This is a genomic window from Pseudarthrobacter sp. H2 (assembly GCF_050157045.1).
Classification (GTDB): Bacteria; Actinomycetota; Actinomycetes; order Actinomycetales; family Micrococcaceae; genus Arthrobacter.
This window is the reverse complement of record NZ_CP189594.1, coordinates 1,708,876-1,723,116: the sequence shown is the minus strand read 5'-3', so window position 1 is coordinate 1,723,116 and position 14,241 is coordinate 1,708,876. Positions and strand designations below refer to the sequence as shown.

11 protein-coding genes are annotated in these 14,241 nt (G+C 68.3%); 2 read left to right on the top strand and 9 right to left on the bottom strand.

Translation table 11 applies throughout. From position 1 onward, the window contains the following. Positions 1–66: 66 nt before the first annotated feature. Positions 67–1,806: a 2-isopropylmalate synthase gene (leuA, locus tag ACQCSZ_RS08115; protein WP_427007511.1), complete on the bottom strand. Its 1,740-nt coding sequence runs from the start codon at positions 1,804–1,806 to the stop codon at positions 67–69. Positions 1,807–2,060: 254 nt separating this feature from the next. On the opposite strand from leuA, the gene ACQCSZ_RS08110 reads away from it, so the two are divergent. Continuing rightward, positions 2,061–4,013, top strand: a complete 1,953-nt coding sequence (locus tag ACQCSZ_RS08110) for a M13 family metallopeptidase (protein WP_427007510.1) — start codon at positions 2,061–2,063, stop codon at positions 4,011–4,013. Between the two features lie 88 nt (positions 4,014–4,101). On the opposite strand, the gene ACQCSZ_RS08105 is transcribed toward ACQCSZ_RS08110, so the two are convergent. From ACQCSZ_RS08105 to ACQCSZ_RS08085, 5 genes are all read right to left on the bottom strand, one after another. Beyond that, positions 4,102–5,685, bottom strand: a complete 1,584-nt coding sequence (locus ACQCSZ_RS08105) for an LCP family protein (protein ID WP_427007509.1) — start codon at positions 5,683–5,685, stop codon at positions 4,102–4,104. Between the two features lie 104 nt (positions 5,686–5,789). Further along, positions 5,790–6,749, bottom strand: coding sequence for a GTPase Era (gene era / locus ACQCSZ_RS08100; RefSeq protein ID WP_211880319.1), 960 nt, complete (start codon positions 6,747–6,749; stop codon positions 5,790–5,792). After that, positions 6,733–8,076, bottom strand: coding sequence for a hemolysin family protein (locus ACQCSZ_RS08095; RefSeq protein ID WP_427007508.1), 1,344 nt, complete (start codon positions 8,074–8,076; stop codon positions 6,733–6,735). Before ACQCSZ_RS08095 ends, era begins: the two co-directional genes overlap by 17 nt. Next, a complete protein-coding gene (gene ybeY, locus ACQCSZ_RS08090) occupies positions 8,073–8,546 on the bottom strand; it encodes an rRNA maturation RNase YbeY (protein ID WP_427007507.1) in 474 nt (157 codons plus the stop codon). Before ybeY ends, ACQCSZ_RS08095 begins: the two co-directional genes overlap by 4 nt. Continuing rightward, positions 8,543–9,631 (bottom strand): PhoH family protein, encoded by a 1,089-nt coding sequence (locus ACQCSZ_RS08085; protein ID WP_427007506.1) that lies wholly within the window; start codon positions 9,629–9,631, stop codon positions 8,543–8,545. Before ACQCSZ_RS08085 ends, ybeY begins: the two co-directional genes overlap by 4 nt. 385 nt (positions 9,632–10,016) lie before the next feature. On the opposite strand from ACQCSZ_RS08085, the gene ACQCSZ_RS08080 reads away from it, so the two are divergent. Further along, positions 10,017–10,919, top strand: coding sequence for a GerMN domain-containing protein (locus ACQCSZ_RS08080; protein WP_427007505.1), 903 nt, complete (start codon positions 10,017–10,019; stop codon positions 10,917–10,919). A 75-nt stretch (positions 10,920–10,994) separates the two neighbouring features. On the opposite strand, the gene ACQCSZ_RS08075 is transcribed toward ACQCSZ_RS08080, so the two are convergent. The 3 genes from ACQCSZ_RS08075 to hrcA all read right to left on the bottom strand — a co-directional run bounded on the left by ACQCSZ_RS08075 (position 10,995) and on the right by hrcA (position 14,054). Continuing rightward, complete coding sequence (locus ACQCSZ_RS08075; protein ID WP_427007504.1) at positions 10,995–11,789, bottom strand: 16S rRNA (uracil(1498)-N(3))-methyltransferase; 795 nt, start codon at positions 11,787–11,789, stop codon at positions 10,995–10,997. A gap of 2 nt (positions 11,790–11,791) precedes the next feature. Continuing rightward, positions 11,792–12,919, bottom strand: coding sequence for a molecular chaperone DnaJ (gene dnaJ / locus ACQCSZ_RS08070; protein WP_427007503.1), 1,128 nt, complete (start codon positions 12,917–12,919; stop codon positions 11,792–11,794). Between the two features lie 121 nt (positions 12,920–13,040). Next, on the bottom strand, positions 13,041–14,054 hold the full coding sequence (gene hrcA, locus ACQCSZ_RS08065; RefSeq protein WP_427007502.1) for a heat-inducible transcriptional repressor HrcA: 1,014 nt from the start codon (positions 14,052–14,054) through the stop codon (positions 13,041–13,043). Between the last annotated feature and the right edge of the window lie 187 nt (positions 14,055–14,241).

Below are 14,241 nucleotides of genomic sequence, written 5' to 3'. Positions count from 1 at the left end.
AGTCTTCGGGACAGCACCGCGCCGCCGGATGATCCGGCGGCGCGGTGCGGAGCAGCCGCCAAAGGCTTAGGCGCGGGCGTCCCGGATGACCCGGTTCACGGCCGAGATGACGGCCTTGAGCGAGGCCATGCTGGTGTTGGCGTCGATCCCGACGCCCCACAGGACCCGCTCCCCCACGGCGGCTTCAACGTAGGCCGCGGCGAGGGCGCTGCCGCCCTCGGACAGCGCGTGTTCGCTGTAGTCCAGCACGCGGACGTCAACGCCGTCTTCGCGCAGGATGCTCAGCAGCGCAGCGATCGGGCCGTTGCCGGTGCCGGTCCGCCGGGCCTGGGCGCCGTCGACCTTCAGCGCGGCGGTCAGCGTCATCATGCCGTCCTCGTCCGATTCGGTGCTGACCGAGCCGAGCGCGTAGTGGCCCCACTGCTGGTGGGCCGAGCCGGAGGGCAGGTACTCGTCCTGGAAGACCTGCCAGAGCTGGCCGCCGCTGACTTCGCCGCCGACGGCGTCCGTCTGCTTCTGGATGACGCCGGAGAACTCGATCTGCGCCCGGCGCGGCAGGTCCAGGTTGTGCTCGTTCTTGAGCAGATACGCGACGCCGCCCTTGCCGGACTGGGAATTGACGCGGATGACGGCTTCGTAGCTGCGGCCGAGGTCCTTCGGGTCAATGGGCAGGTACGGGACCTGCCAGAGGTAGTCGGAGACGTCCTTGCCGGCGGCCGCGGCGTCCTTCTCCAAAGCTTCCAGGCCCTTCTTGATGGCGTCCTGGTGGGAGCCGGAGAAGGCGGTGAAGACGAGGTCTCCGCCGTAGGGGGCCCGCTCGGGGACGGGCAGCTGGTTGCAGTACTCCACGGTGCGGCGGACATCGTCGATGTCGGAGAAGTCGATCATCGGGTCGACGCCCTGGACGAACATGTTCAGTCCCAGGGTGACCAGGTCGACGTTGCCGGTCCGCTCGCCGTTGCCGAACAGGCAGCCTTCGATCCGGTCCGCGCCGGCCAGGTAGCCGAGCTCGGCGGCGGCGACGCCGGTGCCGCGGTCATTGTGCGGGTGCAGGGACAGGATGATGCCTTCACGGGGGTGCAGGTTGCGGCTCATCCACTCGATGGAGTCGGCGTAGACGTTCGGGGTGGCCATCTCGACGGTCGCGGGCAGGTTGATGATGACCTGGCTGTCGGCGGAGGCCTCAAACACGTCGGCGATCGCGTTGCAGACCCGGAGCGCGTAGTCCAGTTCGGTCCCGGTGAAGGATTCCGGCGAGTACTGATAGGTGATGTGCGTGTCCACGAGAGTCTCCTCGTACTTCTTGCACAGACGGGCACCCTGCAGGGCGATGTCGAGGATGCCGTCCTCGTCCTGGTTGAACACGACGCGGCGCTGCAGGACCGACGTCGAGTTGTAGAGGTGCACGATGGCCTGCCTGGCGCCGGCCAGGGACTCGTAGGTCCGCTCGATCAGGTGCTCCCGGGCCTGGGTCAGCACCTGGATGGTGACGTCATCCGGGATATGGCCGCCTTCGATCAGCTGCCGGACGAAGTCGAAGTCCGTCTGTGACGCGGAGGGAAAGCCGACCTCGATCTCCTTGTAGCCCATCCGGACCAGCAGCTGGAACATCTTCAGCTTGCGGGCCGGGCTCATCGGGTCGATCAGGGCCTGGTTGCCGTCACGCAGGTCCACGGCGCACCAGCGCGGTGCCTTGGTGATGACTTTGTCCGGCCACGTGCGGTCCGGCAACTCCACCGTGATCAGGTCCTGGAACGGGACGTAACGGTGGACCGGCATTCCTGAGGGCTTTTGTGCGTTTCGCATTACTATCGGGGCCTTTTCTGTGATTCTTTGATGAAAGGGTGGCCGGGCAACACAAACTCCGCAGCGAGGGTGGGCCTTGCGCTAGATCGCGTCTGAGGCCTCGCCGCGGCAGCTAAGAAGAAGCAGTTCTGCGCGCACCTTTTTACAGTAACACGGGTGCGTAAGATGAAGGAGCCATACCACCGCTATGTCCGTTATGCAGACCTGCCGCCGTCGCCAGCTTCGGTGCCGGGCTGCCTCTCAAAGGAGCATCTGTGCCACTTTCGGGGATCGACCTGTCCACTATCGACGCCGGCGTCCGGCCGCAGGATGACCTGTACCTGCACGTCAACGGCGGCTGGCTCAAAAGCACCACGATTCCCGATGACCGCCCCCTGGAGGGCACCTTCACCGCTCTGCGCGACGGCTCGGAGCTGGCCGTGAAGGCCATCATCGAGGAAGCGGCCGGCCGCGGCGGGGCAGCCACCGGCATCGAGCGGAAGATCGGGGACCTCTACAACAGCTTCATGGACGAAGCCGCGGTGGAGGCCAAAGGCCTGGAACCCATCCGGGAACGGCTCGCCGGCGTGTTCGCCACGACCTCAATCACGGAACTCATCGCGCTGGCCGGGCGCCTGTTCCGGGCCGACGTCCCGGGGCTCTTTTACATCTATCCCGCCCCGGACGCCGGCAACCCGGACCGGGTCCTGCTCTACACCGGCCAGGGCGGCCTGGGCCTGCCGGATGAGTCGTATTACCGGACGGAGAAGTTCGCGCCGGTCATCCAGGCCTACCGCGGGCATGTGCAGACCATGCTCGGCCTGGCCGGGGTGGCCGATCCGGAGGGCGCCGCCGGCCGCGTGGTGGCGCTCGAGACGGCCCTGGCGTCGCACCACTGGGACAACGTCACGCTGCGCGATCCGCAGAAGACCTACAACCTCAAGTCCGCCGCGGAGGCCACCGGGCTGTTTCCCCTCCTCGCGACCTGGTTCGAGGCCGCCGGCATTGTCCCGGAGAAGCGCGGGGAACTGATCGTGAGCACGCCTGACTTCTTCGCCGGGGCGGCAGCGCTGCTGGACACGGAACCGTTGGCCGTCTGGCAGGAGTGGCTCGCCCTGCGGGTCGTCAGCGCCGCCGCACCGTATCTGCCTGCGGCGTTCGTCGACGCGAATTTCGCCTTCTACGGGACCACCCTCAGCGGCACGCCGCGGAACAAGGACCGCTGGAAGCGGGGCGTCGGCGTCGTCGAGGCCGCCCTCGGTGAGGCCGTCGGGCAGATCTACGTGGCCCGGCACTTCCCGGAGACCCACAAGGCCCGCATGCAGTCCCTCGTGGCGAACCTGATCGCGGCGTACCGCGACTCCATTACGGGCCTGGCGTGGATGGGCGAGGAAACGAAGCTCGAGGCGCTCAAGAAGCTCGGGTCCTTCCGCGCGAAGATCGGCTACCCGGACCAGTGGATCGACTACTCGGCGGTGCAGATCGACCCGGCGGACCTGCTCGGCAACGTGGAGCGTGCCCACAGCGCCGACGTCGACCGCCACCTCGACGAGGTGGGCAAGCCCGTGGACCGTGAGAAGTGGCTCATGACCCCGCAGACCGTGAACGCGTACTACCATCCGCTGCTCAATGAGATCGTGTTCCCCGCCGCCATCCTCCAGCCGCCGTTCTTCACCGCCGACGCCGACGACGCCGTGAACTACGGCGGCATCGGCGCCGTGATCGGCCACGAGATCGGCCACGGCTTCGATGACCAGGGCTCGCAGTACGACGGCGACGGCCTGCTCCGGAACTGGTGGACCGAGGCTGACCGCACCGCGTTCGAGGCGTTGACCGCCCGGCTCGTCTCACAGTTCGATGCGCTCTCCCCCGGCGCCGCTCCGGGCCACCACGTCAACGGCAAGCTGACCCTGGGGGAGAACATCGGCGACCTGGGCGGCCTGACGATTGCCTACAAGGCGTACCTGATCAGCCTGGACGGGCAGGAGCCGGCCGTGCTGGACGGTTTCACGGGGGTCCAGCGGTTCTTCGCCTCCTGGGCGGCCGGCTGGCGGCAGGTCATCCGGGGTGAGGAAGCCATCCGCAGGCTCGTCACGGACCCGCACTCGCCCAATGAGTTCCGCACCAACGCGATCGCGAAGAACCTGGATGCGTTCCACGCGGCCTTCGGCATCACCGGGCAGGACGGCATGTGGATGCCGCCCGGGGAGCGCGTCAGCATCTGGTAGGAGCTGCAGGGAAAACTGTGAATACGGAAGGGCCGGCCATCGGGATTCACCCGATGGCCGGCCCTCCGCCGCTTGCGGCCGGCCCGGGTCAGCGGGTGATCAGCGCCGGGTTGGCCTGCTGGCAGACCGTGTCCCCGGCCGTCTGGTTGACGATGTCGGACGGCAGCTGCACCGGGGCGGCGCCGGTGGTGGCTGCCGGGACCCCGCCGGCGAAATCAGTGCCCACGTAGACCTGGACGCCGGCGACCCCGGCCGCCGGAAGGACCTGGGCCGCGGGAACCCCGAGCAGGGCGGCGACGTCCGCGGCGACATCGGCAAACCCTGCGCCGTAGTAGACGGCCGTCGTCGCGACGGTCCGGGCGGTCAGCTGGCCGTGCTGGGTGAAGCCCCCGGCCGTGAGGGCCTGCAGGATTTCCTGGGTCCGCGCCGGGACGCCCGAGCCGTTGGCCACCGTGACGGGCTGCAGGGTCTTGTCATACGCCGGGGCGGCGGCGCTGGCGGTCGGCTCCGCGCTGGGGCCGGCGCCGGGTTCGGCGGACGCGTCCGGCGCCGCCGTCGGGTCGGTCAGGTCGATGTTCTTGCGCATGGCCGCGAAGAGCTGCGAGGCGGCAGGTTCGGCCATCTGCAGCCGGTTGGGGTCGGTTTCGGCCGGGACGGTCGGCACGGCGACAAACGCGACCTTGCCGACGTCGATGTTCTTGAGCCGGTTGCCGACGGCCAGCAGCGTGGGGATGGACGCCAGGCCGTCGTCGATCGTGAGGTTCTTGGTGACCGCATCAGCGATCCCCAGCATACTGGCCGGGTTGGACAAGGTGCCGTCGTCCTTGATCTTCCGGGTCAGCGAGGACAGGAAGCCCTGCTGCGCCTTGATCCGGCCCAGGTCCCCGCCGTCGCCGAAGGCGTGCCGGGTGCGGACGAACGACAGCGCCTGCTCCCCCTGGACGGTGGACGTGCCCTTCGGGAGCCGCAGCTTCGAATCCGGGTCGTACACGGCATCGCTGATGCAGACCTGCACGCCGCCCACGGCGTTGGAGAGCTCCTTGACCGCGTTGAAGTCGGCCATCATGAAGTGGTCGATTTCCAGGCCCGTGAGCTTGTTGACGGTGTCCACGGCGCAGCCGATGCCGGCCTCGGACATCGCCGCGTTGATCATGACGCCTTTCTGCGCCGGGTACGCCGTGTTCGTTTTCGGGTCCTTGCACTTCGGGATGTCCACGAGCAGGTCGCGGGGGAAGCTGACGACGTTGACGCGTTTGTTGTCGGCAGAGATGTCCAGCAGCATCATGACATCGGAATGCCCGTAGCCGGTGGCGTCGTCGGCGCTGCCGTATTGCGAGTTCTTCCCGTCGCGGGTGTCCGAGCCGAGGACCAGGATCTGCATGCGGTCCGTCGAATCGTTGACCGCGCCCTCGGACTTGGTGCTGCCGGCTCCCAGCGACCCCGTGGTGAGGTTGCCCTGCAGCCGGACCGCCCAGTAGGCCCCGAATGCGATGACGCCCACCAGCAGGACGGAGACGACTGCCGTGCCGATTTTCAGCCAGCCGGGTGTCCGGCGGACGGCCCCGAGGTGCCGGGCCGGGCCAACGGAAGGATCTTCCGTGTGCCGGGCAGCGGCGCCGGACCGAACCGGCGGGCCGGTTCCGTCTGCACGGTCTTCACGGGGTCGAGACAATTGTTGAGCCTTCCTTCACGAACGGGAGTCAGCCCATTTTAGTGTCCCCGTCTGGGAAAACGCCGATGGACGCGACGATGGGGGCGGCGGGCGCCGGAAACCGCTCAGAAACCCAGCTTGACGAGCTGCTTCGGGTCCCGCTGCCAGTCCTTGGCGACCTTGACGTGCAGATCGAGGTAGATGCGGGTGCCCAGCAGCGCCTCGATGCCCTTCCGTGCGGTGGTGCCGACTTCGCGGAGCCGGGCGCCGCCTTTGCCGATGATGATGGCCTTCTGGGAGGGCCGTTCGACGTACAGGTTGACCCGGACGTCCAGGAACGGGCTGTCCTCCGGGCGGCCTTCACGCGGCACGATCTCGTCGACGACGACTGCCAGGGAGTGCGGCAGTTCGTCGCGGACGCCTTCCAGGGCGGCTTCGCGGATGAGTTCGGCAACCATCACGGCCTCCGGCTCGTCGGTCAGGTGACCGTCCGGGTACAGCGGCGGCGACGGCGGCATGTAGCCGATCAGCACGTCCGCCACGGTTTCCACCTGGAAGCCGTCCGCCGCGGAGACCGGGACGATGTCCTTCCAGCCCTCCTCGCCCAGGACCGAACGGCCCAGCGCCGCCACGGCGAGCAGCTGCTCGGTGAGGGCCTGGCGGTCCACGAGGTCCGCCTTCGTCACGATCGCGATGACCGGCTTGTTTCCGACGGCGGCGAGCTGCGCGGCGATGAATTTGTCGCCGGGGCCGATCTTCTCGTTGGCCGGGAGGCAGAAGCCGATGGCGTCCACCTCGGAGAGGGTGTCGGCCACGAGATCATTGAGGCGCTTGCCCAGCAGCGTCCGGGGACGGTGCAGCCCCGGCGTATCCACCAGGATCAGCTGGGCGTCGTCCCGGTGCACGATCCCGCGGATGGTGTGCCGGGTCGTCTGCGGCTTGGCCGACGTGATGGCGACCTTCTTGCCGACGAGGGCGTTGGTGAGGGTGGATTTGCCCGCATTGGGCCGTCCCACCAACACCGAGAAACCGGCGCGGTAGCCGCCATAGGCCGCCTCGCCGTCGGACTTATTCTGCTTGCTCACGTGGAACTCCCTGTTGGATTGGTGCGGCCTCGTCGAGAAGGTCTTCAAGGTCAGTTTCATTCGGAACGGCGGCCTTGGCAACGGCCGCCGCAATGATGTGGCTGACGCGGTTCCGCCGCCCCTCCAGCCGGTCGGCCCGGAGGGTCAGCCCGTGGACGTCAACGGTGCTGCCGACGATCGGCACCCGTCCGAGCGCCTTGGCGAGCAGGCCGCCGACGGTGTCCACTTCGTCGTCGTCGAGCTCCAGGTCGAAGAGTTCGCCGAGGTCATCGATGCTCATCCGCGCACTGACGCGGTAGCTTCCGTCCCCCAGCGCCACGGCCTCGGCGCTTTCGGTGTCGTACTCGTCCACGATCTCGCCGACGATCTCCTCAATGAGGTCTTCGAGGGTGACCAGCCCGGCGGTTCCGCCGTATTCGTCGATCACGATCGCGACGTGCGTGGATTCCTTCTGCAGTTCGCGCAGCAGTTCACTGACCGGCTTGGAGTCCGGCACGTAGCGGACCTCGCGGGCCAGTTCGTCGACGACGGGCGGTTCCTGCCCGGGGCCCAGGCGGTGCAGCACGGCGGCGACGTCCTTGAGGTACACGATCCCGAGGACCTGGTCCGTGTCCTCGCCGATGACGGGGATCCGCGAATACCCTGAGCGCAGGAACAGCGACATCGCCCGGTGCAGGCTGGACCCGGAGTCGATGCAGAGGATGTCGGTCCGGGGCACCATGACCGAGCGGACCAGGGTGTCGCCGAAGTCGAAGACGGACTGGATCAGCTCGGCCTCGTTGTCCTCGATCACATCTGACTCGGTGGCACGGTCCACAAGTTCGCGGAATTCCTCTTCGCTGAAGAACGCCTCGCTGTCGGCCGGCGCGCCGGGCGCCACCGCGCTGCCCAGGGTGACCAGCCAGCCCGGGATGGGTCCCAGCACTCCACAGAGCCCATGGATCAGCGGGGCGCTGAAGCGGACCAGGGCGGCGGAGTGGACGCGGCCAAGCTGCCGCGGGGACACCCCCACGATCACGAAACCCACCAGCGCCATGATCCCGGTGGCCAGCAGCCCGGCGAGCCAGACGTTGTCCAGCACGCTGTGCAGCAGCACGGTCACCGCGACGGCAGAGGCCATCTCGAACCAGATCCGCCAGAACCGCAGGGCGCGCATATGGGCCATGGGCTGGGCCATGACGCGTTTCAGCGCGGTGCCGCGGCTGTGCAGGATGGCCTGTTCGGCATCGTGCCGGGGCAGGTAGTTGAAGGCGGACTCCGCCGCCGTCAGCAGGGCGGCAAAGCCGAGGAACACCAGCGCCATGCCGGCAAGGATCGGTGGGGTCACTGAATCGTCTCTGAGGGGGCTTCCTTGCCGGTGAAGGCGGCCAGGAGTTCACGCTGCAGCCCGAACATCTCTTCCTTCTCCTCCGGCTCGGCGTGGTCAAAGCCCAGCAGGTGCAGGATGCCGTGGGTGGTGAGCAGCAGCATCTCGTCCTGGGTGGAGTGTCCCGCGTTCTTCGCCTGGACCTGGGCCACCTGGGGGCAGATCGCGATGTCGCCGAGCATCCCCTGCGGGGTCGGTTTGTCCGGGGTGCCCGGGGTGAGCTCGTCCATCGGGACGGACAGCACGTCGGTGGCGCCGGGCTCATCCATGAGCTCGATATGCAGCTTCTCCATGGCCGGTTCGTCCACCAGCAGGATGGACAGCTCCGCCTGCGGGTGGATGAAGAGACGTTCGAAGATGAACCGGGACAGCGACACCAGCGCGGCTTCGTCGACGGCGATGCCGGACTCGTTGTTGACCTCGATGCTCACGCGCGCTCTCCCCGCTTGTCCCGGGCCACGGAGTGCTTGACCCGGTTTCTCTGGATCTCATCCCAGATGCCGTATGCATTGACGATGTCGCCCACCAGCCGGTGCCGGACGACGTCGGAGGCATCCAGCACCGAGAAGTTGATGTCTTCGATGCCCTGCAGGATCTCCTCGACGATCCGCAGCCCCGAGCGGGTGCCGAACGGGAGGTCCACCTGGGTGACGTCGCCGGTGACCACCATCTTGGAGCCGAAGCCCAGCCGGGTCAGGAACATCTTCATCTGTTCGGGCGTCGTGTTCTGCGCCTCGTCCAGGATGATGAAGGCGTCGTTGAGGGTGCGCCCGCGCATATAGGCCAGCGGGGCGACTTCGATGGTGCCGGCGGCCATCAGGCGCGGGATCGACTCGGGGTCCATCATGTCGTGCAGGGCGTCGTAGAGCGGGCGCAGGTAGGGGTCGATCTTGTCGCTGAGGGTCCCCGGGAGGAAGCCGAGCCGCTCCCCCGCCTCGACGGCCGGCCGGGTCAGGATGATGCGGCTGACTTCCTTCTGCTGCAGGGCCTGCACGGCCTTGGCCATGGCCAGGTACGTCTTGCCGGTGCCGGCCGGGCCGATCCCGAAGATCACCGTGTTGGCGTCGATCGCGTCCACGTAGTTCTTCTGGTTCAGTGTCTTCGGGCGGATGGTCCTGCCCCGGGTGGAGAGGATGTTGGTGGTCAGGACTTCGACCGGGTTCTGCAGGGACTGGCTCCGCAGCAGCGACACGAGCTGCTGCAGCACGGCGGGGGTGATGACGGTGCCCCGTGCGACCAGGCCGCGCACCTCGTTGAGCAGGCGCATGATCCGCGGCACGTCGGCGGAGGACCCGCTGATCGAGAGCTCGTTGCCGCGGACATGGAAGTCGACGGCCGGGAACTGGTTTTCGATGAACCGCAAGGCCTCGTCATGGCTGCCGAGGGACTGGACCATCTGATCGGAGTCATCGAACAGGACCACCTCCGTCCGCAGCCCTGGTAGGGAGTGGGGAAATTCACCTGCGGCGCGCCCGCCGGCGCTGATCCGGGCCTTGCCGTTCGTTGCTTCAGTCATGATGTTGGCCCGCGGGCCTCTGGTCCCCTCCAGTTCGGAAATGGTCTGCCCACTGGTCCGGTCCGACGGGGCTTGCCTTTTCGGTGCTTGCCTTTGCGTTCCGGGATTCAGCGGGTTCTTCCATCTTACGCCAGCACGGCGTGCCGCCGTTTTAGGTATCAACTTCGTATCGGCCTCATATCGTTCCCGTTGCAGTTGGTCCCCCGGACGGAAAACACGGCCGCCGGTCCGCGCCGGTGTGCCATGCTGGAAATCGGCCGCCGCCGGGGCATCCCACGCAGGAACCCGGCCGTGGGCACGGCAGGAATCGCCCCAGGAAAGGACAGCGGCCATCAGGCAGCGTGGAGTTGGACAAACGGCAGCAGGCGCGCGCACGCGTCGGGCCGTGCTGGGCGTCATCCTGCCCGCAGCCCTGTTCCTCTCCGGCTGCGTCGCCACTCCCCAGCCGGGTATCACGAACTCCGGCAGCCCCTCACAGGCCATCTCCGGCGAGGTGTCGGCCGGTGCCCCGACCACCAGCGCGCCGCTGGAAACCACCCAGGCCGCCAACAAGGCCCCGGTCTACTGGATCGGCCGGAGCAACGACAGCGTGTTCCTCTACCGCGAGTTCCGTGATGTGCCGGAACAGGACAACCCCGTCACCCGGGCCCTGAAGGTGATGATGTCCCAGAAGCCGCTGGATCCGGACTTCTTCACGCCGTGGCAGAACCCGAAGAAGCTGGCCACCTCCATTTCCGGCAAGAACGTGATCACCGTGGACGTGTCAGCTGACGCCTTCAACTCCAATGTGGACGCGGCGATGGCCGAACGCGCCGTCCAGCAGCTCGTCTATACCGCGACGGCGGCCGGAGCCAGCGCCGGCCTCATCGACTCCGGGCAGCAGATCCAGGTGGTGGTGCTCGTGGACGGGCACACCGACTACCTCGCCTTCAACCACGTCCGGCTGGGTTCGCCGACCTCCCGCCGGATGGGGATGGTCGCCCCGGTGTGGATCATCGATCCCCAGGAGGGGACGTCCGTGGACGGCGGAGCGGTCAAGATCAATGGCCGGAGCACCGTTCCGGGCGGGAAGCTGCATTGGGAGGTCCTGCGCGTCGATGGCGGCAACGCCAAGACCCCGTTCCTGGACGGCAGCGCCAGCGCCTCCGCCGACACGGCCCGGCCCGGCGCGTTCACCCTGCCGGTGAACCTGGGCCCTGGAACTTACGAGGTCCGGGTGTCCCAGCTTGACGCGGGAAACCCGGCCCAGGACCCCACCGCCGACACCCGCGGCTTCACCGTCAAATAGCCGCCGGCCGTCCGCCGGCCGTCTGCCGGATAGCCGCGAGCGGCCTTGAAACAGCCTCGGGCTGCTGCCAGCGTGTTACCAGCGGCCGAGGATGTCGCTGGCCAGCGCGGTCGCGGCCGGCCCGGCGGTGGATGAGCGCAGCACATGATGGCCCAGCAGCGCCGTGACGGCGCCGGCGCCGCACAGCCGTGTCACTTCCCGCGGGCTGATGCCGCCTTCCGGGCCCACAATCAGCAGGATCTCGCGGGGCTGTCCGGCGGGCGAGCCGCCGTCGTTGTCCCCGCCCGGCCGGCTGTCCAGCCAGGCCTCGAGCACCTGGCGCAGCGGCCGGACGGCATCCTCGTGCAGGATGACCGCGAGGTCCGCGGCGGCCACGGCCGCCTGCAGCCCGGGGCCGTCGACGGCGGCCCGCACCTCGGGGATCCAGGCCCGGCGCGCCTGCTTGGCGGCCGCCGTGACGACCGACTGCCATTTCGCGTGCGCCTTCGCGGCGCGCTCGGCCTTCCACCGCACGATCGAGCGTTCCGCCTGCCAGGGGATGACCGCGTCGATGCCGAGCTCGGTGGCGGTCTCCGCCGCGAGCTCGTCGCGGTCGCCCTTGGCGAGGGCCTGCACGAGGACAAGGCGGAGCGCCGGCCGGGGCTCCACGGCGACGTCCAGGCACTCCACCGTCAGCTCGCCGGGCGCCGCGGCGGTGACGGTGCCGGTGAGCCGCCTGCCCGCGCCGTCGGCAATGTCGACAGTCTCCCCCACGGCGAGGCGCTTCACCGTGACCGCGTGGCGCGCCTCGGCCCCCTCAAGGACGAAGGTCGAACCGGGGACCTGCGCCTCGAGGGTGCCAGGGGCCGTGAAGAAAACCGGGTTGCTCACCGCTACAGGTTACCGAGCCGGTCCCGCAGCTTGGCGAAGACGCCGCCGCTCGCGGCCAGCTTGCCGTCGGTGAACTGTTCGCCGCGCAGCTTCGCGAGCTGCCGGAGCAGGTCCTCCTGGGCGGCGTCGAGCCTGGTGGGGGTGTCCACCTGCAGGTGGACCTTCAGGTCCCCCCGGCCGTAGCCGCGCAGGTGGGTGACGCCGAGTCCGCGCAGGGTGATGACCTCGCCCGACTGGGTCCCTGCCTTGACGTCGATCTCCTGCAGCCCGTCGAATGTGTCGAGGCTGACTTCGGTGCCGAGGGCGGCGGCGCTCATGGGGATGTTCAGGCTCGCGTGCAGGTCGTCGCCGTCGCGCACGTAGGTGGGGTCGTTGTTGACCCGGATCTCCACGTAGAGGTCGCCGGCGGGGCCGCCGGCGGGGCCCGCCTCGCCCTGGCCCGACAGCTGGATGCGGGTTCCGGTGGCGACGCCGGCCGGAACCTTGACGGTAAGCGAGCGGCGGCTGCGGATCCGGCCCTGGCCGCTGCACTCGTTGCAGGGATCCTTGATGACGGTGCCGAAGCCCTCGCAGCTTCCGCAGGCGGCGGTGGTCATGACCTGGCCGAGGATGGAGCGCACGGCACGCTGGACCTGGCCGCTGCCGCCGCAGATGTCGCAGCGTTCCGGGCGGCTGCCCGGGCGGCAGCAGGATCCTTCGCACGTGGGGCAGGTGACGGCAGTGTCGACTTCGAGCTTTTTGTTGACGCCGAAGACGGCGTCGCGGAGGTCGATCCGTACGCTGATCAGGGCGTCCTGGCCGCGGCGGACCCTGGACGCCGGCCCGGCCTGGCCGCCGGCGCCGAAGAAGGTCTCGAAGATGTCCTGGAAGGCGAAGCCCTGGCCGGCGTAGCTGCCCCCGCCGAAGCCGTTGTCGGTGCCGTTCTCGTTGCCGGTGGTGTCGTAGATTCGGCGTTTCTGCGGATCGGAGAGCACCTCGTAGGCGTGGGTGACGGCCTTGAACCGGTCCGAGGCGTCGTGCCCGGGGTTCACGTCCGGGTGCAGGGTCCGGGCCAGCTTGCGGTAAGCCTTCTTGATCTCTTCCCCCGTCGCTTCGCGGGAGACTCCAAGAACGTCGTAATGGCTGCTCAAGATTCGTTTCTCTTCCTCGTTGTACTGCCGGTAAGTGGTACTGCCGGTTAGGGGCAAAAGCCTCGGGTGCGACGGCCACGGGTCGGTCCCCGGTCTGTCACGGGGCTTCAGGAATGGTTTTTCACGGTCCGAGGATCCTCGAAAGGTAACGGGCCACCGCGCGGACGGCCGCCATGGTGGTGGGATAGTCCATCCGCGTGGGGCCCAGAACACCGACCTTGGCCGTCGCATCCGGGCCGTAGCCCGTCGCCACCACGGAGGCCTCGGCGAGTCCGTCGTACGGGTTTTCCCGCCCGATGCTCACCGTCACGCCGCGGGGGTCCTGGGCCATCTCGCTGAGCAGGCGGAGCATGACCACCTGTTCCTCCAGCGCTTCCAGCACGGGGCCGATGCTCAGGGGAAAATCGACGTTGGAGCGGGCAAGGTTCGCTGTCCCGGCCATGACCATGCGGTCTTCGCGGCTGCTGGCGGCGAGGGCTTCAAGGCCGCGGGCGAGCGACTGGGCCGCGGGCCGCCGGAGCGGCTGGCAGCTCGCCACGACGGCCTGCAGGTTGTGCGGCATCAGGGTCAGCGGGGTGCCGGAAAGACTGCCGAGGAAGTGGCTCCGCAGCTCTGCGACGGCGTCGTCGGGCAGATCCTGGGCGATGTCGATGATGCGCTGTTCCACCTTGCCGGTGTCCGCGATCAGGACCGAAAGGACCTTCCGGGGCGCGAGCAGCACGAATTCGATGTGCCGTACCCGTGCGCGGCCCAACAGCGGATACTGCACGACGGCGACCTGGTTGGTCAGCTGCGCGAGCAGCCGCACGGTCCGGTCCAGCACGTCGTCGAGGTCGTCGGAACCCTCCAGCAGAGCCTGGATCGCGCGGCGTTCCGCCGCGGAAAGCGGCTTGACCGCCGAAATCTGGTCCACGAAGAGCCGGTAGCCCTTGTCCGTGGGGATCCGGCCGGCGCTGGTGTGCGGGGCCGTGATCAGGCCCTCGTCCTCCAGCGCCGCCATGTCGTTGCGGATGGTGGCGCTGGACACGCCCAGGTGGTGCCGTTCCACGAGTGCCTTGGAGCCAACGGGCTCGCGGGAATGGACGTAGTCCTCCACGATGGCGCGCAGCACTTCGAGTTTGCGCGGTTCGCTCACGCTCCACCTCCAATCGGCTGTCCCGCATGCGGTGCCGGCCGCTGGCGGCCGGCAAAAGCGGCCTGCGGTTAGCACTCGACATACCTAAGTGCTAACCAGTCTAATATGAGCCGCCGCGTTGTTAGCATTGGATTCGCTCCAGGTGCCGCTCCCGGCTCGTGTTTCCGGGCACAGCTGTTTCCGGGCA